Raw genomic sequence first — 24,048 nt, 5'->3', positions numbered from 1 at the left:
CCGGGCGCCCGCCCCTTTCCCGTGCGCGGGCCGCCCAGCCCGCCCGCCCTTTCCCCGTGCGCGGGCCGCCCCGCTCGCCCGCGCGGGCCTGTCCGGCGCGGGCGAGCCCTCTCACTCGCAGGCGAGGCCACGGGAGGCGGGCAGCGCCCCGGTGATCCACCGCCGGTCGCGGGCGATGGCCTCCTCCCCCGTCGTCCACCGGTCGGGGGTCACCGCGCCCCGCCGGATGCCGACCAGCACGTGCTCACCCCGCCGCGGGCCGGACTCCCGGTCCACCAGGAAGGTGACCCGCGGCTTCCCCTCCGCCGGCTTGTAGAAGCGCGTCACGTCGAGGGTGACCCGGTCCCGCTCGGTGCCCGCGACCGGCTCGATCGCGCTGATCTCGCCCTCGACCAGCAATCGGGAACAGGCGAGGTAGCCGGGGGCGCTGAGCGAGGCCGACCCGCTCGCGCCGTCCGCCGCCTTGGCCGCGCTGTCCGACGACGCCTTCGAATCCGCGCCCCCGCCCTGCGCGATCAGCCAGCCCATGCCGCCGACCATCGCGGCGACGGCGGTCACGACGAGAGTGCCCAGGGCGACCGCTAGGGGACGGCGGCCCCGGTTCCTGGGAGCCCCCGCCGGACGGCGCGGGCGCTGCCGGGGAGCCCGCACGGGCACCGGCTCCTCACCCGGCTCCGCCAGCGCGCCCCCGATGGCGGCCAACTGCTCCCGCAGCAGCACCAGGTCCGCGACCGCCGACCGGTGCTCCGACACCGCCTCGGGGTCGTCGCGGACCCCCTCGGGCAGCGGTTCACCGGTGATCGCGGCCCACAGCGCGTCCGCTGCCGTACCGTCCTCGTGCTCGGCGTACCCGGCCACGTCACACCACCTCGTCCTCGTGCAGGCGGGCGCGCAGGGCACGGACCGCCGAGTGCAGCCTGCTCTTGACCGTGCCCTCCGGGATGCCGAGCTCCTCGGCTATCCCCCGCACGGAGAGATCGGCGTAGAAACGCAGGACGAGGACCTGACGGTGCGCGTCGGGCAGGTCGTCCAGCCCGCGCGCCACGGCGAGCGAGAGCACGCTGGAGTCCTCGCCCGAGGGGTGCTCCAGCTGCCGGAGCCCGGCCAGCCGCTCACCGAGCCGCTGCTGACGGTGCTTGGCCCGGTGCCAGTCCATGGCCAGGTTCGACGCGACGACCGCCGCCCACGCGGACACATCACGCGGGGCCTCGTCCCCCTTCGCCGCGCGCTCCAGCAGCCGCAGGCGGACCTGCTGCACCCCGTCCGGCAGGTCCGCCTGCGGCACACCGCCGAGCGCGAGCACCGCCCGTACCCGGCGTTCCTGCGCCGCGTCCAGCGGGTCGTCCACCCGCTGGGCACCGCGTGTCCTTCTGCGCAGCACAGCTGCCCTCCCCTCCCGCGTTTCCCCTACGACGCCGGTGCGGGCCGAAACGTTCGGCCACGCTCCGCCCCCTCGCACCGAGTCGTACGTCACACCGGACCGGGGCCGGCGGGACACGGGCACCGTACGGCTTGCGGTTCCCGGGGTCCGCCGGACGGTCTTCTTCCGGCTGCCGCCCCGCCGGTCCCGTCCCACCCCTCGAACGGCGTGGGCAAAGGATTGGACACGACGGCACGGGTGAGACGCATGATGGAAGCGCTGGACCACGTAGAACGCACGCAAAGGGAGTCGCCGTGAGGGTCGGAATCGTCGGAGCCACCGGTCAGGTCGGCACGGTCATGCGCAGGATCCTGGTCGAGCGGGACTTCCCGGTCACGGAGCTGCGCCTGTTCGCCTCGGCCCGCTCGGCCGGGACGGTGCTGGACGGCGTGACGGTGGAGGACGCGACGACGGCCGACTACTCCGGCCTGGACATCGTCCTCTTCTCGGCGGGCGGCTCGACCTCGAAGGCGCTGGCCGAGAAGGTCGCCGCGCAGGGCGCCGTCGTGATCGACAACTCCTCCGCCTGGCGCAAGGACCCGGACGTACCGCTGGTGGTCTCCGAGGTGAACCCGCACGCGATCGCCGACCGTCCCAAGGGCATCATCGCGAACCCGAACTGCACGACGATGGCCGCGATGCCCGTCCTGCGGCCGCTGCACGACGAGGCGGGACTGGAGGCGCTCGTCGTCGCCACCTACCAGGCCGTGTCCGGATCCGGTCTCGCGGGTGTGGCCGAGCTGCACGGCCAGGCGCTGAAGGTCGTCGCGGACGCCGACCGGCTGACCCACGACGGCGGGGCGGTCGACTTCCCGGAGCCGCAGGTCTACAAGCGGCCCATCGCCTTCAACGTGCTCCCGCTCGCCGGTTCGATCGTCGACGACGGTCTGCACGAGACGGACGAGGAGCAGAAGCTCCGCAACGAGTCCCGCAAGATCCTGGAGATCCCCGGCCTCAAGGTCTCCGGCACCTGCGTCCGGGTCCCGGTCTTCTCCGGCCACTCGCTTCAGGTGAACGCCCGCTTCGAGCGCCCGATCACGGTGGAGCGCGCCACCGAGCTGCTGGCCGGCGCCCCGGGTGTCACCCTCTCCGAGATCCCGAACCCGCTCGAGGCGGCGGGCCAGGACGCGTCGTACGTCGGCCGCATCCGCGCCGACGAGACGGTCGAGCACGGCATCGCCCTGTTCATCTCGAACGACAACCTCCGCAAGGGCGCCGCCCTGAACGCGGTCCAGATCGCGGAGCTGGTGGCGGCCGACCTCAAGGGCTGACGCCCACCGCACACGCCCCAGGGGCGGTCACCGCACGGTGGCCGCCCCTTCGCACGGCCCGTCCGCATCCCCTCGCGGTACGTCCGTTCCTCCCCCGCCACGTCCGCCCCGCCCGCGGCACGCGCTCGTCACGCCCGGCGGACCTCGTACAGGAAACAGCCGTACTCGACGGCCCGTACATGGACCAGTTCCACCGCCGGATCGGCGAACGCCGCCTCGAAGGCCGCCTCCAACGCGGACCACTCGGGGACCTCCACCAGCCGGCCGCCGAGAATGCGCCCCCCGGCGGAGTAGCGCCGCACGGTGCGGTGGGCGCCCTCGAACGGCCGGACGTCCGCGGCCGGACCTCCGCACTCCCGCGCGTGGACGAAGACCGGACCCTGCTCGTCGTACGCGCCCGGATCGACACCGGCCGCGGCGGCCCAGCGGCGCAGCGGGGCGTACGAGACGAGCGCGATCAGCTCCCCCGGCTCGCTGCGGCGCAGGCAGCAGCGGAGCGGAGCGCCGCCCTCCACGTCCGTGACGGGAACCATCGGGCGGCCGGCGTCGTCAGCTGTGCGGAGATCCTTCAGGATCCCCGCTTCGATGGGGCGTGCGATGCGGTTCGTCATGCGCTCCAGACTCGCGCCCGAAAGCCCCGGTCACCGGCGGGATACGGACATCGCGTTCCGTGCTGGTCCCGTGGAAGGATGGCGCAACCGTCACATAACGAGGAGATGACCGCGTGCCTGGCACAAACCTGACCCGCGAAGAGGCGCAGCAGCGCGCGAAGCTGCTCACCGTTGACTCGTACGCGATCGATCTCGACCTCTCGGGCGCGCAGGAGGGCGGCACCTACCGGTCCGTGACCACGGTGCGCTTCGACGTCGCGGAGAGCGGCGCGGAGTCCTTCATCGACCTGGTGGCCCCGGCCGTTCACGAGGTGGTCCTCAACGGGGACGCCCTCACCCCCGCCGAAGTCTTCGACGACTCGCGGATCACGCTGCCGGGCCTGCTGGAGGGCCGTAACGTCCTGCGGGTCGTCGCGGAATGCGCGTACACCAACACCGGCGAGGGTCTGCACCGGTTCGTCGACCCCGTCGACCAGCAGGCCTACCTGTACACCCAGTTCGAGGTCCCGGACGCCCGGCGCGTCTTCGCGTCCTTCGAGCAGCCCGACCTCAAGGCCACCTTCCGGTTCACCGTGAAGGCGCCGTCCGGCTGGACCGTCATTTCCAACTCGCCGTCGCCCGAGCCCAAGGACGACATCTGGGCCTTCGAACCGACGCCGCGGATCTCCACGTACATCACCGCGCTGATCGTCGGCCCGTACCACTCCGTGCACAGTGTGTACGAGAAGGACGGACAGAGCGTGCCGCTCGGCATCTACTGTCGCCCCTCGCTCGCCGAGTTCCTGGACTCGGACGCGATCTTCGAGGTCACCCGGCAGGGCTTCGAGTGGTTCCAGGAGAAGTTCGACTACGCGTACCCGTTCAAGAAGTACGACCAGCTCTTCGTGCCGGAGTTCAACGCGGGCGCGATGGAGAACGCGGGCGCGGTGACGATCCGGGACCAGTACGTGTTCCGGTCGAAGGTCACGGACGCCGCGTACGAGGTGCGCGCCGAGACGATCCTGCACGAGCTCGCCCACATGTGGTTCGGCGACCTCGTGACCATGGAGTGGTGGAACGACCTGTGGCTGAACGAGTCGTTCGCCACCTACACCTCCATCGCCTGCCAGGCGTACGCCGAGGGCAGCCGCTGGCCGCACTCCTGGACGACCTTCGCCAACTCCATGAAGACGTGGGCGTACCGGCAGGACCAACTGCCCTCCACCCACCCGATCATGGCGGAGATCCGCGACCTGGACGACGTGCTCGTCAACTTCGACGGGATCACGTACGCGAAGGGCGCGAGCGTACTGAAGCAGCTCGTCGCTTACGTCGGCATGGACGAGTTCTTCCGGGGCGTGCAGGCGTACTTCAAGCGGCACGCGTACGGCAACACGCGCCTGTCCGACCTGCTGGGCGCGCTGGAGGAGACCTCCGGACGCGACCTGAAGAACTGGTCGGAGAAGTGGCTGCGGACCGCCGGCATCAACGTCCTGCGCCCGGAGGTCGAGACGGACGCGAACGGGGTCATCACCTCCTTCGCGATCCGCCAGGAGGCCCCGGCCCTCCCGGCGGGTGCCAAGGGCGAGCCGACGCTCCGTCCCCACCGCATCGCGATCGGCCTGTACGACCTCGACGACGCGAGCGGCAAGCTGGTGCGCGACGAGCGGATCGAGCTCGACGTCGACGGTGAGCTGACCGCCGTGCCCGAGCTGACCGGCAGGCGCCGTCCGGCCGTCTTCCTGCTCAACGACGACGACCTGTCGTACGCCAAGGTCCGTCTCGACGAGGACTCGCTGGCCTTCGTGACGGAGCACCTCGGCGACTTCGAGTCCTCGCTGCCGCGCGCGCTGTGCTGGGCCTCCGCCTGGGACATGACCCGCGACGGTGAGCTCGCCACCCGCGACTACCTGTCCCTGGTGCTGTCCGGCATCGGCAAGGAGTCCGACATCGGTGTCGTGCAGTCGCTCCAGCGGCAGCTCAAGCTGGCGATCGAGATGTACGCCGCCCCCGCCACCCGCGAGTCGCTGCTGACCCGCTGGACCGAGGCGACCCTCGCGCACCTGCGCGCGGCCGACGCCGGCGGCGACCACCAGCTCGCCTGGGCGCGCGCCTTCGCGGCGACCGCCCGGACCCCGGAGCAGCTGGACCTCCTGGAGGGCCTGCTGGAGGACCGGGAGACCATCGAGGGGCTCGCCGTCGACACCGAGCTGCGCTGGGCGTTCGTGCAGCGCCTCGCGGCGGTCGGGCGCTACGACGAGGCGGAGATCGCGGCCGAGTACGAGCGCGACCGGACGGCGGCCGGTGAGCGGCACGCGGCCACCGCGCGGGCCGGCCGTCCCACCGTGGAGGCGAAGGAGGAGGCCTGGGTCTCGGTCATCGAGTCCGACAAGCTTCCGAACGCCGTGCAGGAGGCGGTGATCGGCGGCTTCGTGCAGACCGACCAGCGTGAGCTGCTCGCGCCGTACGCGGACCGGTTCTTCGCCGTGGTGAAGGACATCTGGGACTCCCGTTCGCACGAGATCGCCCAGCAGATCGCGATCGGCCTGTTCCCGTCGATCCAGGTCTCCGAGGAGACCCTCGCCAAGACGGACGCGTGGCTGGCCTCCGCCGAGTCCAACGCGGCCCTGCGGCGCCTGATCTCGGAGTCCCGCGCCGGGATCGAGCGCGCGCTGAAGGCGCAGGCGGCGGACGCGGCGGCTTCGTAGCCGGCCGCACGTCCGACGCGGTACGGACAGGGGGCGCCCGGCGTTGTGCCGGGCGCCCCTTTCCGTTCACGGGGCGCGTAGTCCTCTTCGGGGCCGGGCGCCCCTTTCCGTTCACGGGGCGCGTAGTCCTCTTCGGACCGGGCATCCCTCTCCGTTCGCGGGGCCTGCGGCCCTCTTCGGACCGGGGGCGGCGGGTCTTCGGCGTCCGCGCGGCCCGCGGACGCGTCCGGGCCGGTGATCCGCCGGGCCGTCGCCGCCCGCGGACGCCTTCCGCCCACCGCGTCGGCCGGCCCCTCCCGCGCCGCGCCGCGCGCTCCTCACAGCAGGGCGCGGGCGAGCGCGAGCATGGTGCGCGCCTGGAGCGCGGTCTGGTCGGCGACCGCCACCCAGCGGGCGTCGAACGTGCCCTCCAGCTCGCGGGCCCACCCGTCCACGAGCGTGTCCAGCGCCGGTGCCCCACCCAGGGCCTTGCTCATCATGGCCGCCGCGCGCAGCGGGATGCGGCGGGCCGCGATGCCCAGCGAGACGGAGTTGCCCACGGTGGTGGCCAGTTCGGCCGCGCTCCAGGTGTCCACGACGCCGGAGCCGATGTCCATTAGTTCGCGGGCCGCCGTGAAGTGGGCCAGCCCGTCGGACGTTTCGGGTGGAAGTGGGTCCAACTCGCCGACCACCGACTCCAGTTGCTTGATCCGGCCGAGCAGGATCTCGCTGACGTCGGCGAGTTCACGGCGCGGCTCGGCCACCGGGCGCGGATCGCCGACGCCCGCCACGCTCCAGAAGGGCGCCTCGACCACGGCCGAGACGGTGCCGTGCCGCATCGCGTGCAGCCAGGTCGCCCGCGAGACGAAGCCCGAGGGGTCCCGTTCCTCGGCCGGGCTGCCGTCGGGCAGGACGAGCACGCCCGGTCCCTCCACGAGCCACCCCATACCGTCGAAGGGCCGGTGCTCCAGGGGAATGGCCAGGTCCGCCGCGATCCGCCGGTAGGCGGCCGGCGCTCCGGGCACCGCACGGGTCAGTTGCAGGAAGGTTCCACCTACTTCGACACCGTGCAGCGAGAACTGCACGACGGGCCGCAGTCCGTCGATGAGCCCCAGCAGGACCTCGGACTCCGGCATCGGCGCGCGCGGGTCCCCGGCGACGGGCGGGAACTCGGGCTGGGCGGCGAAGGCGGGGCGGTAGAAGCCCCGGTAGTAGCTCCCGATGGGGGGCGGCGCGGCGGCGGGCGGTCCGGCCCGCCCCGGCCGTCCGGCTCCCGGCGGCGGCATGCCTTCGGACGACGGCCCGGCCGTCCACCCGTGCGCGGGGTCCACGGCGTGCGCGACGCCCGCGGTGTCTGAGGTACCTGAGGCATCTGCGATGTCCACCGCGTCGAAGGTGCCGTCGGCGGTCGAAGTGCCGTCGGCACGCAAGGCGCCTTCGGTGTCCACGGTGTCCGAGCGGCCGGAGACGTTCGCGGTCATCCAGCCCTCGGCGAGACTCGCGCCGTCGGGATCGAGGCAGAGCAGGAAGTGCCAGGTGCAGTTCAGCCCTCCGACACCGCTGCCCAGAACGCTCGGATCACGGGCGAACCGCTGCGCGAGCCGGAGTGAAGTGGCCCCGCCCACCGGCTCGTTGGCGTGCGCGCCGGCGACCGTGAGCACCTGGCGCGGGCCGTGTCCGGCCGACAGCAGCCACAGCGGCCGGCCGGCACGCGAGGTCCCGATGTCGCGCAGACGCAGGACACCGGGCCTCGCGGCCACCGCCGCACGAGCGCCTCGCAGCAGCCCGTCCAGGGTGGGATACGGGGTTCCCCGCATGCCGGGATCCGGTCAGGTGCCGTTCGCGTTGCTGGCCCCGGTGGTCTCCTTCTTGTCCAACGGACGGATCACGATCTTGGCAGCCATGTGGTCCCCTCTCCTTCACAACCGACTGTGCGCGACAGCGGAACCCGGTCCGAGCCGGGCCGTCGAGCGGGTACGGCGGGCTGGTCAGCCGCCGTTGCCCCCGCTGCTGTCGCCCGTGGTCTCCTTCTTGTCCAACGGACGGATCACGATCTTGGTGGGCATGCCAACTCCTCCCCCTCACAAGGATGTTGCGCATAGCGGCGCGATCGCCGACCGCGTCTTGTCAAGGCTCGACTCGGGGCACCAGAGTGTCAAGGCATGTACCTGTAACGGGAAGGGGTCCTGGTGACGGTCACGGTCGAGAAGCTCCGCCGGCCCCGGATCAAACCCGAGCACCGGGCCTACCGCACGGTCGACGGCAACGTCCGCATCGGCAGCGTCATCCACGGCATCGGCGCGGAGATCGCCGACCCGGAGGGCTGGGTCTGGACCCTGGTCGGGGCGATGGACGGGACGCGGGAGCCGGCCGCGGTGGTCGACGCGGTGCTGCGGGCGCATCCCGGACTCCCCGGTCTCACGGACGAGGACACCCGTCAGGCGATGGCGGACCTGCTGGACGCCGGGTTCGTGGAGGACGCGGGAGCGCCCGTACCGGTGTCCGGACGGGAGCGCGTCCGCTACAGCCGGGGCGTGCCGCTGCTGCGCTGGATGGACCTCGGTCCCCGGGCGACCCCGTGGGACGCCCAACTGCGGCTGCTCAGCGCCCGGGTGCTGCTGATCGGCGTCGGCGGCACGGGAGGTCATGCCGCGCAGAGCCTGGTCGCCTCCGGAGTCGGCCGTCTGCACTGCGTGGACCCCGACGTGGTCGAACTGTCGAACCTCAACCGCCAGCCCCTGTTCCGCGAGTCCGACCTCGGCCGACCCAAGGTGGAGGCCGCGCTCGGCACGCTGCGGGCCCTGAACTCGGACGTGACGGTGACCGGGGAGCGGCGGGAGGTGCGGGGCCCGGAGGATCTGGCGGAGCTGGTGCGGTCCGGGGCGCCCGCGGTCCCACGTCCGCCCGCGGTCCCCCGTCCACCCGCGGCCCCCCGTCCGCCCGCGGCCCCCCGTCCACTCGGGGTCCCGGCCACGTCCGAACTCCCGGGCGCTTCCGAGCCGTACGACCTGCTCGTTCTCGCCGCCGACCGTCCGGACGACATCCGGCGCTGGGCGAACCGTGTCTGCCTGGCCGCGGGCCTGCCGTGGGTCGACGCCGGATACCGGGGTCCCCTGGTGACGGCCGGGATCCACGTGCCCGGCCGGGGAGCGTGCTGGGAGTGTCTGCGGGCCGCGGAGGTCGCCCGCCGTGATCTGCGGCTGGCGCCGGGCCAGGACGAGGAGGCCGCCTCCCCGCATCTCCCGTGGAACCCCGCGAGCGCGGTCACCGCCGGTCTGTCCGGCGGGCTGCTCGCCCACGCGGCCCTGGCCCTGCTCACCGGCGTGCCCGCACTCGACCCGGGTTTCCGTTTCGGGATGAACCTGATGCTGCCGGGCGATCCGGTGCTGGAGAGGTCCCCGCGGCGGCCCGACTGCCCTGCCTGCGGCGACGACCGGCCCACCGGAGGACGCGCCGGGTCACAGGCCGCGGAACGGAACGGTGGACCGCCGGGAGAACCGACCCGAGAACCGCCGCCGGAACGGACCGGGGAACCGCCTGCGGAACGGACCGGGAAACCGCCGGGAGAACCGTCGCCGGAACGGACCGGAGAACCGCCGGGAGAACCGGCCGGAGAACGGGCCGAGGGGCGGTCCTGGAACCGGGCCGGAGGACAAGGGTGACCCGGTCCGCCCGGGAGCCCCATGGGCGCGCCGGCCCCACCGGCCGGCCTCCGGCGGCCCCGGGCCCCATTCCCCACGTACGGCTCCACCGGCTCGACTCGCGCCCCGACGGGGACGAATGGATCGTCGGGCGGCTCGCGACCGGCCGGTTCGTCGCACTGCCCGAGGTCGGCAAGGAGGCGCTGGATCTGCTCGGGCAGGGGCTGGGCGCCGCCGAGGTCGGACGGCGGCTGCGGGAGACGACCGGCGACGACATCGACGTACCCGACTTCGTCGAGGCGCTGGTGGACCTCGGGTTCGTGGCCGAGGTGGACGGACGGGCGACGGAGTCGCCGCCTCCGCCGAAGCCGACGTTCGCCCGGATCCGGCCCCGGCACGTGCGCTGGGTGCTGAGCCCCGTCCTCCCCGTCCTCGTCGGACTACTCATCGCGGCCGCCCTCCTCACCGGCCCGCCCGTTCCGCTCGGTTACCGCACCCTTCTGTGGAGCCCGCACGGCAGCGCGGTGATCGCGCTCGGCGCGGGCGTGGGCTGGGTACTGCTGCTGCTGCACGAGTGCGCGCACCTGGTGGCGGCCCGGGCGACCGGCGTGCCCGGCCGGATGCGGCTGGGCACGCGACTCCAGTTCCTGGTCATGCAGACGGACATCAGCGGCATCGAGATCGCCCCGCGCCGCCACCGCCTGACCGCCTACCTGGCCGGCATCACGACCAACCTGTCCGTCGCCTCGCTCGCCGCCCTCGCCGCGGGCGCCACGGACGGCACGGCCCGCCGGATCCTGGCCGCCGTCGCGCTGCTCGCCCTGCTCCCGCTGCCCTTCCAGCTCATGGTCTTCATGCGCACGGACCTGTACTTCGTGCTCCAGGACCTGACGCGCTGCCGCGATCTGTACGGGGACGGGGTGGCGTTCTCGAAGTACGCGGCCCGGCGTGTGCTGCGGCGCGGCCCGCACGCCCCGGACCCCAGCCTCGGACTGCCCGCCCACGAACGGCGGGCCGTGCGCGTGTACAGCGCCGTGCTCGTCGTGGGCACCACGCTGTGTCTCGCGTTCCTCGTGACCGTCACCCTGCCCGCGGACGTCACCCTGTTCGCCCGCGCGGTGACCCGGCTGGGCCCCTGCCACTCCGCCGCCCAGCGCCTCGACTCCGCGGCGGTCGTGGTCGCGCTCGGCGCGGTCCATCTGCTGTGGGCGCGCACCTGGTGGCGGGGGCGCCGGCTCAGTGCGGGACCATCCCGCCCGTGACGTTGACGAACGTGCCGGTGATGCCGCCCGCCCGGTCGGAGGCGAGGAAGGCGGCGGTGGCGGCGATCTCGGCGAGGGTGGGGTTGCGGCGGGTCATCCGCATCCCCGCGAGGTTCGCGAGCAGCCCCTGGAGGGCCGTCTCGTCGAGGTCCATCCGGGGGTCGACCGCGATCAGCTTCTCCCGGGTCAGCGTCTCGGGCACCCCGGCCGCCCACAGGCCCACGACGCGCAGTCCGCGCGGTCCCAGCTCCGCCGCCAGGTTCCGCACCAGCGTGTCGATCGCCGCGTCGGCCGGTCCGGTGCCGCCCATCATCGGACTGCCGTACGCGGAGCCGCTGTTGAGCGTGAGCACCACGCCCGAGCCGACCTCGGCCATCCGCCGGGCGGCGGCGCGGGCGGTCGTGAACGTGGCGCGGATGCCGGTCTCGACGGGCCGTACGAAGTCCTCGACCGGCAGGTCGACCAGCGGAACGCCCTGCACGTCGCCCCGCGTGACCAGGTTGAACGAGATGTCGACGGCGTCCAGCGAGGCGACGTGCGCCTCGACCGCCGCCTCGTCGAGGGCGTCGAGCACCGCGGTCTCGGCGTGCCCGCCCGCCGCCGTGATGTCCTTCGCCACCGCGTCCAGCGTCTCGCCCGTACGCCCCACCAGGTGCACGCGGGCGCCCTCCTGGGCGAAGGTGCGTGCGACGGCGCCGCCGATGGATCCGCCGGCGCCGTAGATGATCGCGGTCTTGTCGGTGAGCAGCATGATGGTCTCTCCTGAAGATGCGTGACCGTACGCGTGCGTCGTCGTACGGGTCCGTCGAACGTGTCGGCCATACAGACGTACGCGCCCTCCCGCACTCATCGGTTTCCACTCGTCGGTTGTCACTCGTCGGTTTGCACTCGTCGGTCGTCACTCGTCACTCGTCGGCCGACACGCCTCGGCCCGCGCGCACGGCGGGTCGCTCATCGGCCGGCCGGGAGCCGCAGGGGCAGTCCGAACGCCGGGAAGAGGTGCGGCTCGAAGGAGGTGATCTCCACGACGCGGTCGCCCTCGATGCGCAGTACGTCGAGGACCTGGGCGCGGTACACGGTCGTACCGGGACGCCGTACGTAACCCCCGGCCGCAGGCTGCCCGTTGGCCCGAGCGGGAAGGTGACGCCAGTGGCCGAGGAACAACGGGGACGCGGGGTCGAGACTGATCCCGAGGAACTCGGTGATCGCGGCGCGGCCGACGAACCAGTACGGGTTCGGCGGCATGGTGAGCCTGATGTCCTCGCTGAGCAGGTCGGTGAAGGCGGCGAGGTCGAGGCTTTCCGCGGCGGCCATGTAACGCGCGAGGACCTGGCGCTCGCGGGCGTCGGCCTCGGCGGTCCATTCGGCGCGGCGGCGGGGCAGACGGTCACGCAGGGTCGGCCGGGCCCGCTGCAGAGCACTGTTCACCGAGGCCACCGTCGTCTCCAGGGCCTGCGCGGTCTCGGCCGCGGAGAGTCCGAGCAGGTCACGCAGGACGAGGACGGCACGCCGGCGGGGCGGCAGGTGCTGGATGGCGGCGAGAAGGGCGAGCTCCATGGTCTCCCGGGAGACGGCGAGGGTGTCCGGCTGGTCGTCGGCGGAGGGCAGGTCCTCGTCGGGGTACGGCTGGAGCCAGGTGATGCGGGCCGGGGGTTCGGCGCTGCCGTGGTTCATGCCGGGCAGCGGCTCGTAGCGCTGGGGACGGCGGGCGGTGCGCCGCAGGAAGTCCAGACAGGTGTTGGTGGCGATCCGGTACAGCCACGTCCGTACGCCCGCCCGCCCCGCGAAGCCGTCCCGAGCCCGCCAGGCCCGCAGGAACGTCTCCTGTACGAGGTCCTCGGCGTCGTCGTACGAGCCCGCCATGCGGTAGCAGTGCACGCGCAGCTCGCGCCGGTACGGCTCGACGAGCGCGGCGAAGTCGCCCTCCCCGAGGGTGACATGCGTACCGGAGTCCTGCGTCACGGAGGTCCGCGTGACGGAATCGGGCGTGACGGAAGGCCGAGTGTGGGAGGTCTGCTCCGCGGAGGTCTGCTCCGCGGAGATCCGGCCTCCGGAGGTCGTGCCTGCGGCGGTCCGGTCTACGGAGATCCGGCCCCCGGCGGTCGTACCTGCGGGAGCCTGGCCCCCGGATATCCGGCCTCCGGAGGCCGTACCTGCGGAGGCCCGGTCCGCGGCGGTCTCGCCGGCAGGTGTCCCCGTGGCGGAATCCCGCGTACGGGAGCCCTCGTCCGGGGAAATCCGCGGCGCGGTGGCGAGAGACGCGGCGCCGTCCGCGGTGGCGGGTTCGCCGACGGGGGCCGGCGGGCCCGGCGCTTTCGTCACGACGGCCCGCGTGACGGAATCGTCCTTCGCGGTGTCCCGGGCGACCCGGGCGATGCGGCGCAGCCGTCCGACCGAGGAGGCCAGGTCGCTCACGCCGGAGTAGAAGACGGACGGCGGCTGCGGAACCAGCGCCTCGACCTGCCGCCCGACCTCCTCGATCAGCCCGCGTACGGTGTCGACGGGCTCCGCCCGCCGCTCCCGGTACGCCTTCTGCCGGCAGGCGGCGGAGCAGTACACCGAACTCCGCCCCACCCGACCGGCCCGCCCGGCCAGCGGCTCGGCACAACTGCGGCACACGGCATCGGTCACGGGAACCTCCGGGGGACACGTCACACGGGATCGACGTGACGCTATCGCCGCGACCCGGCCCCGCGAAGGCGATCGGCCCGGTGCGAACGGCACTCCTCAGTCGCCCACCGCGGCTGTCACCGCCGCCTCGACCGCCTGCTCGTCGGGGTTCTCCGCGGCCCAGGCCACGTATCCGTCGGGCCGCACGAGCAGCGTCGTCCGCCGGTCGCTCGCCCAGTCCTCCACCACGAGACGGTCCTTGCGATTGCCGGCCTCGTACGGCCGGGGGGCCGATCCCGGCGTCACCAGGACGAACCTGCCGCCCCGCAGCGCCTCGTAGAGACGCCCGCCGCGCAGGGCGACGTCGGGGACGCGGGTGCCGACGAGGGCGTGCGAGCCACGCGGCGCCCGGTACGCGTACCCGATGCCGGTGATCTGGCCGACCGCCTTCCGGCCGACGGGTCCGACGCTGTTGAGGACCGTGGTGAGCGCGGCGCGCAGTGCCAGCGTCCACGGCCGCTTGGCCATCGCGAGCCGTACGATCCCGCCGCTGCTGCGCAGCACCGACCTGCCGACGGGGTGACGCTCGGCCTGGTAGGTGTCCAGCAGGGCGGGCGCCGCGTGACCGTTGACGACCAGGGCGAGCTTCCAGCCGAGGTTCGCCGCGTCCTGGAGGCCGGTGTTCATGCCCTGGCCGCCGGCCGGGGTGTGGACGTGCGCGGCGTCCCCGGCGAGGAAGACCCGGCCGACCCGGTACGCGGGTGCCTGGCGCTCGTCACTGTGGAAACGGGACATCCAGCGGGCGTCGTGCATGCCGTAGTCGCGGCCGAGGGAGAGCCGGGTGATCTCCTTGACCTCGTCGAGCCCGAGCGGTTCGCTGTCGGGGACGTCGCGGCCGCGGTGCCAGCCGATCACGCGGTAGTAGCCGTCGCCGAAGGGCGCGATGAAGGCGAAGGCGTCACCGACGGCGTCGGCGGTCAGCAGCGACTCCGGCTCCTCGGCCAGCCGGACGTCCGCGAGGACCACGGACCGGATGACCGACCTGCCGGGGAACGGCAGTCCGACCGCCTCGCGCACCACACTGCGCATCCCGTCCGTGCCGACGACGTACACGCCCCGCAGTTCCCCCGGTTCCCCGCCCGGGCCCCGGACGTCGAGGGTCACGCCGTCCGGGTCCTGGCGCAGCCCGGTCACCTCGGTCTCGTACACGAACCGCACCCCGGCCTCGACCGCCCGCCGGGTCAGCGCCTTCTCCACCTCGTACTGCGGGATCACCAGCAGGTGGTTGAACCGGGAGGGGAGGGTGTCGAGCTCCACGGTCAGCCGGTCGAAGAGCCGGATGCGGTCGAGGGTCCGGCCCCGGGCCTCCAGCTCGTCGGCGAGGCCGCGGGCGTCGAGCTGCTCCAGGGTGCGGGCGTGCAGGACGAAGGCGCGGGAGAGGTTGCTGATCTTGTGCGGGCGCTTCTCGACGAGGGTCACGGGGACGCCGGCGGTGGCGAGGTCGGCGGCCAGCAGCAGGCCGGTGGGGCCGGAGCCGACAATGATCACGGTCCGGGAAGCGGTGGCGGTGCGGGTCTTGCCGTTCATTGCGGCCTCCTGATGCCAACAATCGTGGTCCAACACTCGTTGACCGACCATCCCGCCGGGCGGCCCCCGCCGGGTGATGCTCAGCGATCGCCGGCCGCCCTCATGTCAACACTTGTTGGCCAACGCTCGTTGACAACGGTAGAACGGCCGCACTGGACTGTCAACACGTGTTGGCCTACGGTTGTTGGCATGCCCGTCAAGGAACCTTCGGCCACCACGTCCCAGACCCCGCCCCGCCGCTCCGACACCACCCGGACCGCGATCCTCACCGCCGCCCGCGAGCGCTTCGCCGCCGACGGCTACGAGCGCGCCACCATCCGCGCCATCGCCAAGGACGCCCGTATCGACCCGTCCATGGTCATGCGGTACTACGGCTCGAAGGAGGGACTGTTCACCGCGGTCCTCGACGTCGACCTGCGGCTGCCCGCGCCGGAGCAGCTGCACCGCGCGGACGTGGGTCACGCCCTCGTCCAGCACTTCCTGGACCTCTGGGAGGAGAACGAGGTGCTCACCGCGGTCCTGAGGGTGGGCGTCACGAATCAGGCCGGCGCCGGGCGCATGCAGGGCATCCTCCGCGACCAGCTGGTGCCGATCGCCCTGCACCTGTGCCCCGACGCTGAGCAGGCACCGGCCAGGGCCGCGCTCACCGCCTCACAGCTGCTGGGCCTAGCCCTCGCCCGCTATGTGCTGCGATTCCCGCCCGCCGTCGCGCTCACGCCGGAGGAGATCGTGGCGTGGCTGGCGCCGACGGTGCAGCGGTATCTCACGGCGCCGCACCCCTAGAGAGCGCGCCGCGCATCCGGAATCCCCGGAACTCCTGGAACTGCCCGGAACTCCTGGAACTCCCAGAACTCCCGGAACTCCCGGAACTCCCGGAACTCTTGGCGCTTTTGGCGCTTTTGGCGCTCCCGGCGCTCCCGGAAGGCGCCGCCCCCGGAAACGCGTCGAGGGAGTCCGCGCACACCCGGGCGGGTGGGCGCGAACTCCCTCGGCGGAGAGACGGAAGGGCGGAGGAGAGCCGGGGTCAGCCCCGCTTCGCCGGCTTGGGGGACTTGTCCAGGACCATCACGAGGCCGGCGATGATCGCGAACAGCAGGATCGGCGCGACGACGTAGAGGCCGACGGTGTCGATCACGCTCAGACCCTTGCCGGGGTCGTCACCGTCGTCGCGGGTCAGCGCGAGCGCGGGGGACGACATGAGCAGCATCATCAGCGTCGTACCGGAAGCCAGGGCGCCGGCGCGCAGGGCGTTCTTCTTGTCCACGGTGCAAACGTAGCGAACACCCGGATGAGCCGCGCGCCCGGGGGTGCCGTACGGAGGTCTCAGCGCGATGGGCGGCCTCCCCCGCCGTCTCCCGGACGCGCCCGCAGCACGTCGATGAGGGCGTACAGCCGCGGCGAGGCCGCCAGTTCCTCCAGCGTGACCGGGCGGCCGGCCGCGTCGGCGACGGGCAGCCGCCAGTTGGGGTACTGGTCCCAGGTGCCGGGCAGGTTCTGCGGGCGGCGGTCACCGACCGCGTCCGGGAGCCAGACCCCGACCATGCGGGCCGGGGTGCGCAGCAGGAACCGGTGCACGGCCTGGATCTCGGCCTCCTCCGACACCGCGGAGCCCGAGCCGCGCAGCAGCCCGAGCCGGGCGAAGAGCGCCAGCCACTCCCCCATCTCCGCCGAGGCCGCGGCGCGCTCGTCCGCCAGGACGCCGGTCAGCAGTCCGAGCCGGTCGCGGAGTTCGACGTGGTCGCCGGTGAGACGGGAGGCGGTGGGCGGCAGGTCGTGGGTGGTGGCGGTGGCCAGGCAGTCGGCGCGCCAGCGTTCGGGCGGAAGGGGCTGCCCGTCGCCGTCCCAGTCGCGTTCGAACCACAGGACGGAGGTGCCCAGCACCCCGCGCTCCTGGAGCGTCTCGCGCACCCCGGGCTCGACGGTGCCGAGGTCCTCGCCGATCACCAGGGCCCCGGCCCGCGAGGCCTCCAGCGTCAGGACGGCGAGCATCGCCTCGGCGTCGTAGCGGACGTACGTGCCCTCCGTGGGCGGCCGGCCCTGCGGGATCCACCAGAGCCGGAACAGACCCATGACGTGGTCGATGCGCAGCGCGCCTGTGTGGCGGAAGAGGGCGCGCAGCAGGTGGCGGTAGGGGGCGTAGCCGGAGGCGGCCAGCCGGTCCGGGCGCCAGGGCGGCAGCCCCCAGTCCTGGCCGCGCGCGTTGAAGGCGTCCGGGGGCGCGCCGACCGACATGCCCGCCGCGCAGTACTCCTGCTGCGCCCAGGCGTCGGCCCCGCCCGGATGCACCCCGACCGCGAGGTCGTGCACGAGTCCCACGGGCATGCCGGCGTCGCGCGCGGAGCGCTGTGCGGCGGCGAGCTGGGCGTCGGTGAGCCAGGCGAGGCGGCTGTGGAAGTCGACGCGGTCCATCAACTCGGCCCGGGCGCGGGCGGTTTCGGGTGAGCGGGGGTCGCGCAGGCCCACGGGCCACTTCTGCCACTCCGGGCCGTGGACCTCGGCGAGCGCGCACCAGGTGACATGGTCCTCCAGCGCCTCGCCCTCCTCCGCGAGGAAGTCGGCGTACGCGGCCCGGCGTCCCGGTCCGAGCGGCACCTCACGGATCAGTTCCAGCGCCTCGCGCTTGAGTTCCCAGACGGCGTCGCGGTCGATCAGCGCGTCCTTGTCGAGCACGGACGCGCGCAGTCGCCCGGCGCGCTCCAGCAGCGTACGGACGCGGTCGCGGTCGTCGACGTACGCGAACTCGGGGATGTCCTCGATCCGCAGGTGGACCGGGTCGGGGAAGCGCCGGGAGGAGGGGCGGTAGGGCGACGGGTCCGTGGGGGTGCCGGGCACGGCCGCGTGCAGGGGGTTGACCTGGACGAATCCGGCGCCGAGTGCCCGTCCGGCCCAGGCGGTCAGTTCGGCGAGGTCGCCGAGGTCGCCCATGCCCCAGGAGCGGCGGGAGAGCAGGGAGTAGAGCTGGACGAGGAGTCCGTACGCGTGTCCGGGCGGGGTGGGCAGCCGGTCGGGGGCGACGACGAGGTGGGCGTCGGCGGTGCGGCCGTCGGGTGCGGTGGCGCGCAACGCGTGGACGCCGGGCGGGAGTTGTTCGGCCGCGGCGCGGGTCTCGCCCTGTTCGGTCGTGATGCGCAGACGGGTGCCGTCGGGCAGCGCGGCGAGCGCGTCGGGCGGTCGGCCGCCCCAGCTGACCACGGTCGGCGGCAGCAGCCGGTCCCGTGTCTCGGCCTCGCGGGCGGCGAGGGCCGCGCGGACGGCGTCCGGGGTGCTCGCGTCGACGCCGAGCGCCGCCAGGGCGGCGACGACCGCGGTGTCGGTGGCCGCGACCGTGCGGCCGGGCGAGGGGCTGTAGGAGGTGGCGACGCCATGCAGTGCGGCGAGCCGGGACAGCGGCATCTAGACCCCCGAGGCATCCGTGGCGGCGCCGGTGGAGATGGGTTCGCTGGTCAGGTGCGCGGTGTCGGCCAGCGGCGGCTCACTGGTCAGCGGCTCGGCGTCGGGCAGAGGAGGTTCGCTGGTGAGCGGAGGCTCGGCGGCGGTGCCCTCCGAGGTGAAGAGGCAGAAGCGGGGTTCGGCGGAGAAACGGGGTTCGACGGTCGGTTCCGTCGGACGTTTGGAGAGGGCCGAGAGCAGAAGATGTGCCGATGCGGCCACGGGGGCCTCCTTGTCGGGTACGGCGGCGGGCGGGTTACCGCAGCCCTACCCAACGCGCGGGGCGGCAGACGTACACGGGCGAACAATGTGCTGTTGGTCACGTTCTGTTCCGGCGCGACCCTGCGGGGCCGGGGGTGGACACGGCACACCGGTCCCCGCCGTCGACACCCTCACCGGACGCACGCGCGATGGCGCGGACGGAGTGGAGCGGGCGGGGCCGAGCGGACAGGACGGAGTGGAGCGGGCGGGGCCGACCGGACAGGGCGGAGTGGGCGGGGCAACGGTGAACGCAGTGGGCGGCGCGAGACGGAGCGCAGTGGGCGGCGCGAGACGGAGCGCAGTGGGCGGCGCGAGACGGAGCGCAGTGGGCGGCGCGAGACGGAGCGCAGTGGGCGGCGCGAGACGGAGCGCAGTGGGCGGCGCGAGACGGAGCGCAGTGGGCGGCGCGAGGGTGAACCGGTGGCTCACGTGGGGTCGATAGACGGGGTGTGAGACTGTTCCGCCCCGTGAGGGGCCACCGGGAGGACGCCACGGACGCGGCACTGCTGCGGGCCGTCGCGGACGGGGACTCGGCGGCGCTGGCCGCACTGTACGACCGGCACGCGGGATGGCTGCACACGCGGCTGACCCGGCGCTGCGGTGATCCCGAGGTCGTCCGGGAGGTGCTGCAGGACACCTTCGTGACCGTGTGGCGGTCGGCGGCCGGACACCGGGGCACGGAGGCGGGCGGCTGGCTGTGGACGATCGCCGCGCGCCGGCTCGTCGACGCCCGGCGGGCCGGAGAGCGGGCCCTGCGCGCCGAGCGGACCGAGTACGCGCCGCCGCCCGCGCCCTCCGCGGAGGAACGTGTGCTGGCGGGCCTGGAGTACGGGGACGTGGGCACGGCCCTGGACCGCATCTCCCCCGAACTGCGCGAGGTGCTGCGCGCCACCGTCGTCGACGGGCTGACCACGCGCGAGACGGCCCGGCTGCTCGGGATCCCCGAGGGCACGGTCAAGACCCGCGCGATGCGGGCCCGCGCGGAACTCAGGGCGGCGCTCGCCCACCTCGGCCCCTCCGGGGACCCGTCACCGCTGGGAGGACCAGCATGACCGGCTGGCACGCCGCCGACGATCTCGTCGCCCGTTACACGGACGGCTCCCTTCCGGAGCCGGACGCCTGGTCCCTGGAGAAGCACCTGGAGAGCTGCGGTTCCTGTGCCGCGCGGGCCTCGCAAGCGGCCCGCGCGGGGGCGGCGGGACCGGTACTGGCGCAGGTGCGGGACGCGGTCCTGGACACCGTCCCGCACGTGCGCCGGGCCCGGACCCCGCTTCCGGCTCCCCCGACCGCTCCCCCGCTTCCCGCACCGCCCACGCCCGCCGTGCCGGCCTCCGCGCCACCGCGGCGCGCCCGAGCGGTCGGGGGACGGCTCGGGCGGATCGTCTGGGCCGCCGGGCCCGCTCTGCGCGGTGCCTGGACCGGAGCCGTACTGCTGGTGGCCGTGGGGGCGCTCGCACTGGCGTACGGCGGCGGGTCCGACAGTGCGCGCCCGCTGCTGCTGGCCCTCGCGCCGGTGGTCCCCGTCGCCGGGGTCGCCCTCTCCTACGGCCGGTACGCCGACCCGCTGTACGAGCTCGCCGCGACGTCGCCCTCCGGCGGACTGCGGCTGCTCCTCACCCGGACGGCCGCCGTGCTGGCGGTGAGCGTGCCGCTGCTGACGGTGGCGGGGCTACTGCTCCCCGCCGCGGGTCCCCGCCTGCCGCAGGCGCCCGCGGCGGCGGCCTGGCTGCTGCCGGGACTCGCCCTGACGCTGGCCGCGCTGGCGTTGTCCGGATACACCAGCTGCCGTACCGGCTCCATGGTGGTCGGCGGCGGCTGGCTGCTCGCGCTGGCGGCACCGGTCCTCGCGGCCGGCGGCGCGGGTCCGGCGTCGACCGGTTCGGGTCTGACGGCCCGTCTCGCCCAGCAGCTCTCCCTCTACTTCACCGGCGCACCCGCGCAGTGGGGATGGGCGGCGGGGGCCGCGCTCTGCGCCCTGCTGCTCACCGCGCGCCGTACCGCGTACGACCGTCTGGAGACGATGTGAACACCCCTGCCCCGCCCGGCACTTCCGTGAAGGGCGCGGGTCCGGACACCGGATCCGCCGCGATACGGGTGTCGGGGCTGACCGTCCGGCATCGCAGGACCACCGCGCTCGACGCGGTCGACCTGGACTTCGGCCCCGGCGTCCACGGGCTGCTCGGTCCCAACGGCGCCGGCAAGACCTCCCTCATCCGGGTCCTCGCGACCGTGGCCGAGCCCGCCCGTGGCCGTGTGGAGATGCTCGGCAACGATCTGCGCCGGCACCGGGAGCGCGGCGCCGTCCGCCGCGAACTCGGCTATCTGCCACAGGACTTCGGGTACTACCCGGGGTTCACGGTCCGGGAGTTCGTGGCGTACGTGGCCTGGCTGAAGGAGCTTCCGGCCGCCGGCGCCCCGGCATCGGTCGAGCGGGCCGTGGCCCGGGTCGGGCTCGCCGACCGCATCGACGCGAAGGTCCGGACGCTGTCCGGCGGCATGATCCGCCGGGTCGGCATCGCCCAGGCCATCGTGAACGACCCCCGCGTCCTGCTCCTCGACGAGCCCACCGCGGGACTTGATCCGGAGCAGCGCGTCGAGTTCCGGGCGCTGTTGCGGGAGTTGGGCGAGGAGGCCACCGTGATCGTCTCCACCCACCTGGTGGAGGACGTGGCCGCGGCGTGCACGGGGGTGACGCTGATCGAGGCGGGCCGGGTCGCCTATCGCGGCACCCCCGAGACGCTGGCCGCCCTCGGCGCGGACGGCCACGAGTCCGACGGCAACGCGATCGAGCGCGGCTACACCACGGCGCTGCGCGGCCACCGCTCGGCGACGGTGACGGGCGCGACCCGATGACCGTACGCAGCCGACCGGACGGGGACCACCCGGCCGACCATCGCCCCCACCCCCACGACACCGCCGGGACGAGCACCTCGGCCCCGGACGCCCCCCTCCGCACCGCAGACGCCCCCGTCCACGCGGTGGGCACCTCACTCCCGGTGGGCGCCGGAGCCACGGCACACACCTCACCCACGGCGGGCGCCCGGCCCGCGACGGCCGCCGGAGCCACAGCGGACGCCCGAACCCCGGCAAGCACCCCACCCACAGCGGCCGCCCGGCCCGCAGCAGCCGCCGGAGCCACAGCGGACGCCCGAACCCCGGCAAGCACCCCACCCACAGCGGGCGCCCGGCCCGCGACGGCCGCCGGAGCCACAGCGGACGCCCGAACCCCGGCAAGCGCCCCACCCACAGCGGCCGCCTCACCCACGGCAGGAGCCGGACCCACGGCAGCCGCTCCACTCCGGGCGGCCGCCCGGCCCGCGGCAGCCGCCCCCCATCCCCTCCGTATCGAGTTCCGGCGCGGGTTCGCCCCCTGGGCGGCCGCCGCGCTGCTGCTCGCTCTCGCCTGGGCGCTCGCCGCCACGGCGTCGCAGTGGCAGGGCAGTTGGGGTGACACGACGGGCAGGCTGAGCAGCGCGGCCGGGGCGATCGGCGTTCCGTTCGCGCTCGCCGCGGGAGCCTGGCAGGGCGGCCGCGAACGTCGCCTGCGGATGACGGAGCTACGGGCCACGACCCCTCGTCCACCACTCGCCCAGCTCCTGACGGCCGCCCTTCCCCTCGCCTGCGGGCCGGCGGCGGCCTACCTGGTGGTGGCGGCCGGCGCGCTGCTGGCCTGCGCGCCCTACGCGTCGGCGGGCGGCCCGGTCCCGACCGTCTTCGCCGGGACCGCGCTCTCGCTCGCCGCGTGCACGCTGCTCGGTCATGTGGCCGGGCGGGTGATGCCCTGGCGACTGACCGCCCCCGCGCTCGCGATCTGCGGATACGTCCTGGCCGGCGCCAGTACCCTCCACGCGTGGTCGGGCCCGGCCGACCTCGCTCCCGCGCACCTGCCCCTCCAGGGCGACGCCGACGTCCCGGTCTGGTGGTATCCGCTCGTGTCGGCCCTGTGGGTCACCGGGCTCGCCGCCGCCGCGATGCTGGCGCATTCCGCCCGCCGCCGCGTCACCGCGCTGCTGCCGCTCGCGGCGTCCTTCGCCGCCGCCGCGCTGCTGCTCCACACGGGTGACGGGATGCTGCGCGACAACCCACTCGCCCACCGCCAGGTGTGCGACGACTCGACCACCCCGCACGTCTGCGTCAACGCCACCCGTCCGGACCTGCTGCCGGAGGCGGTCCGCGTGCTGTCCGGTGTCACCGCCCGACTGAAGGGCGTACAGAACGTACCGGTCCGCTTCGAGGACCTGCCGCGCCGTCCGCGCGGGGACGAGGCGGAGCTGCCGCTGCTCACCCCGCTCGGCTGGTGGTCGGTCCGCGGCAGGGTGATCGATCCGCAGGGGTTCGCCTGGCAGGGTGCGCTGAACCTGGTCCGGGTCCGTCCGGAGTGCGGGGGGACTCCGGACGCGCGACGCGTCCAGGCCACCGACGGAGCCGTGCTGCGCTGGCTGGCACCGCGCTCCGCGTGGCAGGACGACCGCGAACGCTTCGTGGCCTCGGCCCGCGAGCGCCACGACACGGGGGAAACCGCGAGGTTCCGCGCCGAGGACACGGCGTACGCGCGCCTCACCGCCATGACCGACGCCGAGCGCCGTTCCTTCCTCAGCCGCTACTTCGCCACGGTCCAGGACTGCGGCCCCGGCGCGAGCGAGGTCCCGTCCCTGTGAACGCCCCGCGCGACGTCACCCGGCCGGCCCCTCTCGCCCTCTACGCCCGCTCTCGTGCCGTCCCCACCGTCCTGGCGGCCCTCGCCTGCGCCGCGCTGCTCACTGTCTGGGCCGCGAGCCGCACGGACGCCTTCCTCGACCCGTACCACAGGGTCCCGCTGCTCTCTCTCGCCCCGCTGCTGGCCTCGGCGGCGATCGGGACGAGCCTGCACACGTACACGCGGGACCTCGACGACACCGCGGTACGCCCCTGGTGGCCCAGGCGGCTGGCCCATCTCCTGGTCCTCACCGCGCTCGCGGCCACCGCGCTCGCGCTCACCGTTCCGGGTGACGCACAGGTGTTCGGTGCGGTGGGGATGGTCCGCAACACGCTGGGAGCCGTCGGTGTCACCGCGCTCGGGGCGGTGCTGTTCGGCGCGCGGGCCGCCTGGATGCCCACGATGCTGTACTTCAGCGCGGTGTACCTGTCGGCCGCCTCGCCGCACGTGAGGGCGGCGACGGTCCTGGCCTGGCCGGTGCAGACGGGCCCCCAGCGCGGCGCGTGGGCCGCCGCCCTCGCGCTGTTCGCGCTGGGCGCCGGACTGTACGCGGTGCGTGGCGCCCGCCCCGAAGGACCCCGCGACTGATCACGG

20 protein-coding genes and 1 pseudogene are annotated in these 24,048 nt (G+C 74.0%); 10 read left to right on the top strand and 11 right to left on the bottom strand.

Annotated features, from left to right (window positions below; all coding sequences use genetic code 11):
* Window positions 1-111 precede the first annotated feature (111 nt).
* The gene (locus tag GFH48_RS26060; RefSeq protein WP_153290569.1) at window positions 112-858 is read right to left on the bottom strand and encodes a hypothetical protein; all 747 of its coding nucleotides are present in this window, start codon (window positions 856-858) and stop codon (window positions 112-114) included.
* 1 nt (window position 859) lies between these two features.
* Window positions 860-1,381, bottom strand: a complete 522-nt coding sequence (locus tag GFH48_RS26055) for an RNA polymerase sigma factor (protein ID WP_194280672.1) — start codon at window positions 1,379-1,381, stop codon at window positions 860-862.
* A gap of 293 nt (window positions 1,382-1,674) precedes the next feature.
* Between GFH48_RS26055 and GFH48_RS26050 the strand changes: the two genes are divergently transcribed.
* Window positions 1,675-2,691 carry an aspartate-semialdehyde dehydrogenase gene (locus GFH48_RS26050; RefSeq protein ID WP_153290568.1) on the top strand — a complete coding sequence of 339 codons (1,017 nt, stop codon included), beginning with the start codon at window positions 1,675-1,677 and terminating at the stop codon, window positions 2,689-2,691.
* A gap of 128 nt (window positions 2,692-2,819) precedes the next feature.
* Here GFH48_RS26050 and GFH48_RS26045 read toward each other — a convergent pair whose 3' ends face one another.
* Window positions 2,820-3,302, bottom strand: a complete 483-nt coding sequence (locus GFH48_RS26045; RefSeq protein ID WP_153290567.1) for a DUF1203 domain-containing protein — start codon at window positions 3,300-3,302, stop codon at window positions 2,820-2,822.
* Window positions 3,303-3,415: 113 nt separating this feature from the next.
* On the opposite strand from GFH48_RS26045, the gene pepN reads away from it, so the two are divergent.
* Window positions 3,416-5,989 (top strand): aminopeptidase N, encoded by a 2,574-nt coding sequence (gene pepN / locus GFH48_RS26040; RefSeq protein WP_153290566.1) that lies wholly within the window; start codon window positions 3,416-3,418, stop codon window positions 5,987-5,989.
* 317 nt (window positions 5,990-6,306) lie between these two features.
* Here the strand turns inward: pepN and GFH48_RS26035 are convergent, their stop codons facing one another.
* Window positions 6,307-7,785, bottom strand: a complete 1,479-nt coding sequence (locus GFH48_RS26035; RefSeq protein WP_153290565.1) for a M14 family zinc carboxypeptidase — start codon at window positions 7,783-7,785, stop codon at window positions 6,307-6,309.
* A 372-nt stretch (window positions 7,786-8,157) separates the two neighbouring features.
* Between GFH48_RS26035 and GFH48_RS26030 the strand changes: the two genes are divergently transcribed.
* The gene (locus GFH48_RS26030; protein WP_228120946.1) at window positions 8,158-9,630 is read left to right on the top strand and encodes a HesA/MoeB/ThiF family protein; all 1,473 of its coding nucleotides are present in this window, start codon (window positions 8,158-8,160) and stop codon (window positions 9,628-9,630) included.
* The gene (locus GFH48_RS26025) at window positions 9,627-10,871 is read left to right on the top strand and encodes a hypothetical protein (RefSeq protein ID WP_407698663.1); all 1,245 of its coding nucleotides are present in this window, start codon (window positions 9,627-9,629) and stop codon (window positions 10,869-10,871) included. Before GFH48_RS26030 ends, GFH48_RS26025 begins: the two co-directional genes overlap by 4 nt.
* On the opposite strand, the gene GFH48_RS26020 is transcribed toward GFH48_RS26025, so the two are convergent.
* The 4 genes and pseudogenes from GFH48_RS26020 to GFH48_RS26005 all read right to left on the bottom strand — a co-directional run bounded on the left by GFH48_RS26020 (window position 10,846) and on the right by GFH48_RS26005 (window position 15,068).
* The gene (locus GFH48_RS26020; RefSeq protein WP_153290564.1) at window positions 10,846-11,622 is read right to left on the bottom strand and encodes an SDR family NAD(P)-dependent oxidoreductase; all 777 of its coding nucleotides are present in this window, start codon (window positions 11,620-11,622) and stop codon (window positions 10,846-10,848) included. The two genes, GFH48_RS26025 and GFH48_RS26020, sit on opposite strands and share 26 nt — an antisense overlap.
* A gap of 200 nt (window positions 11,623-11,822) precedes the next feature.
* Window positions 11,823-12,833, bottom strand: a complete 1,011-nt coding sequence (locus GFH48_RS40170) for a sigma-70 family RNA polymerase sigma factor (protein ID WP_407698721.1) — start codon at window positions 12,831-12,833, stop codon at window positions 11,823-11,825.
* A 40-nt stretch (window positions 12,834-12,873) separates the two neighbouring features.
* Window positions 12,874-13,488 (bottom strand): annotated as a pseudogene (locus GFH48_RS40165) (hypothetical protein); the annotation flags it as partial.
* 110 nt (window positions 13,489-13,598) lie between these two features.
* Window positions 13,599-15,068: an FAD-dependent monooxygenase gene (locus GFH48_RS26005; protein ID WP_153290563.1), complete on the bottom strand. Its 1,470-nt coding sequence runs from the start codon at window positions 15,066-15,068 to the stop codon at window positions 13,599-13,601.
* A gap of 189 nt (window positions 15,069-15,257) precedes the next feature.
* On the opposite strand from GFH48_RS26005, the gene GFH48_RS26000 reads away from it, so the two are divergent.
* The gene (locus tag GFH48_RS26000) at window positions 15,258-15,851 is read left to right on the top strand and encodes a TetR/AcrR family transcriptional regulator (RefSeq protein WP_153290562.1); all 594 of its coding nucleotides are present in this window, start codon (window positions 15,258-15,260) and stop codon (window positions 15,849-15,851) included.
* 241 nt (window positions 15,852-16,092) lie between these two features.
* On the opposite strand, the gene GFH48_RS25995 is transcribed toward GFH48_RS26000, so the two are convergent.
* From GFH48_RS25995 to GFH48_RS25985, 3 genes are read right to left on the bottom strand one after another with little or no spacing between them, the layout of a single operon-like run.
* Complete coding sequence (locus GFH48_RS25995) at window positions 16,093-16,332, bottom strand: hypothetical protein (protein WP_153290561.1); 240 nt, start codon at window positions 16,330-16,332, stop codon at window positions 16,093-16,095.
* Window positions 16,333-16,391: 59 nt separating this feature from the next.
* The gene (gene malQ / locus GFH48_RS25990) at window positions 16,392-18,461 is read right to left on the bottom strand and encodes a 4-alpha-glucanotransferase (RefSeq protein ID WP_153290560.1); all 2,070 of its coding nucleotides are present in this window, start codon (window positions 18,459-18,461) and stop codon (window positions 16,392-16,394) included.
* Window positions 18,462-18,719, bottom strand: a complete 258-nt coding sequence (locus GFH48_RS25985; RefSeq protein ID WP_153290559.1) for a hypothetical protein — start codon at window positions 18,717-18,719, stop codon at window positions 18,462-18,464. It lies immediately after the preceding gene.
* Window positions 18,720-19,225: 506 nt separating this feature from the next.
* Here GFH48_RS25985 and GFH48_RS25980 point away from each other — a divergent pair.
* From GFH48_RS25980 to GFH48_RS25960, 5 genes are all read left to right on the top strand, one after another.
* Window positions 19,226-19,810, top strand: a complete 585-nt coding sequence (locus GFH48_RS25980; protein ID WP_407698662.1) for an RNA polymerase sigma factor — start codon at window positions 19,226-19,228, stop codon at window positions 19,808-19,810.
* A complete protein-coding gene (locus GFH48_RS25975) occupies window positions 19,807-20,784 on the top strand; it encodes a zf-HC2 domain-containing protein (RefSeq protein WP_153290557.1) in 978 nt (325 codons plus the stop codon). The genes GFH48_RS25980 and GFH48_RS25975 overlap by 4 nt, the downstream gene beginning before the upstream one ends.
* Window positions 20,785-20,852: 68 nt before the next feature.
* On the top strand, window positions 20,853-21,611 hold the full coding sequence (locus tag GFH48_RS25970) for an ABC transporter ATP-binding protein (protein WP_153293112.1): 759 nt from the start codon (window positions 20,853-20,855) through the stop codon (window positions 21,609-21,611).
* Window positions 21,608-23,416, top strand: coding sequence for a hypothetical protein (locus tag GFH48_RS25965; RefSeq protein WP_194280670.1), 1,809 nt, complete (start codon window positions 21,608-21,610; stop codon window positions 23,414-23,416). The genes GFH48_RS25970 and GFH48_RS25965 overlap by 4 nt, the downstream gene beginning before the upstream one ends.
* Window positions 23,413-24,042 carry a hypothetical protein gene (locus GFH48_RS25960; protein ID WP_153290556.1) on the top strand — a complete coding sequence of 210 codons (630 nt, stop codon included), beginning with the start codon at window positions 23,413-23,415 and terminating at the stop codon, window positions 24,040-24,042. The genes GFH48_RS25965 and GFH48_RS25960 overlap by 4 nt, the downstream gene beginning before the upstream one ends.
* Window positions 24,043-24,048 lie beyond the last annotated feature (6 nt).

Source organism: Streptomyces fagopyri (assembly GCF_009498275.1).
In the GTDB taxonomy this organism is placed as follows: Bacteria; Actinomycetota; Actinomycetes; order Streptomycetales; family Streptomycetaceae; genus Streptomyces; species Streptomyces fagopyri.
Note: the sequence above shows the minus strand (reverse complement) of the source record. Positions and strands in the feature narration are given on the sequence as shown.

Excerpts from the sequence above, each read along its gene's own strand:
- GFH48_RS26020 (WP_153290564.1), bottom strand. The coding sequence starts at position 11,622 with ATGCTGCTCACCGACAAGACCGCGATCATCTACGGCGCCGGCGGATCC.
- GFH48_RS25965 (WP_194280670.1), top strand. The coding sequence starts at position 21,608 with ATGACCGTACGCAGCCGACCGGACGGGGACCACCCGGCCGACCATCGC.
- GFH48_RS26045 (WP_153290567.1), bottom strand. The coding sequence starts at position 3,302 with ATGACGAACCGCATCGCACGCCCCATCGAAGCGGGGATCCTGAAGGAT.
- malQ (WP_153290560.1), bottom strand. The coding sequence starts at position 18,461 with ATGCCGCTGTCCCGGCTCGCCGCACTGCATGGCGTCGCCACCTCCTAC.
- GFH48_RS26005 (WP_153290563.1), bottom strand. The coding sequence starts at position 15,068 with ATGAACGGCAAGACCCGCACCGCCACCGCTTCCCGGACCGTGATCATT.
- GFH48_RS26000 (WP_153290562.1), top strand. The coding sequence starts at position 15,258 with ATGCCCGTCAAGGAACCTTCGGCCACCACGTCCCAGACCCCGCCCCGC.
- GFH48_RS25975 (WP_153290557.1), top strand. The coding sequence starts at position 19,807 with ATGACCGGCTGGCACGCCGCCGACGATCTCGTCGCCCGTTACACGGAC.
- GFH48_RS26035 (WP_153290565.1), bottom strand. The coding sequence starts at position 7,785 with ATGCGGGGAACCCCGTATCCCACCCTGGACGGGCTGCTGCGAGGCGCT.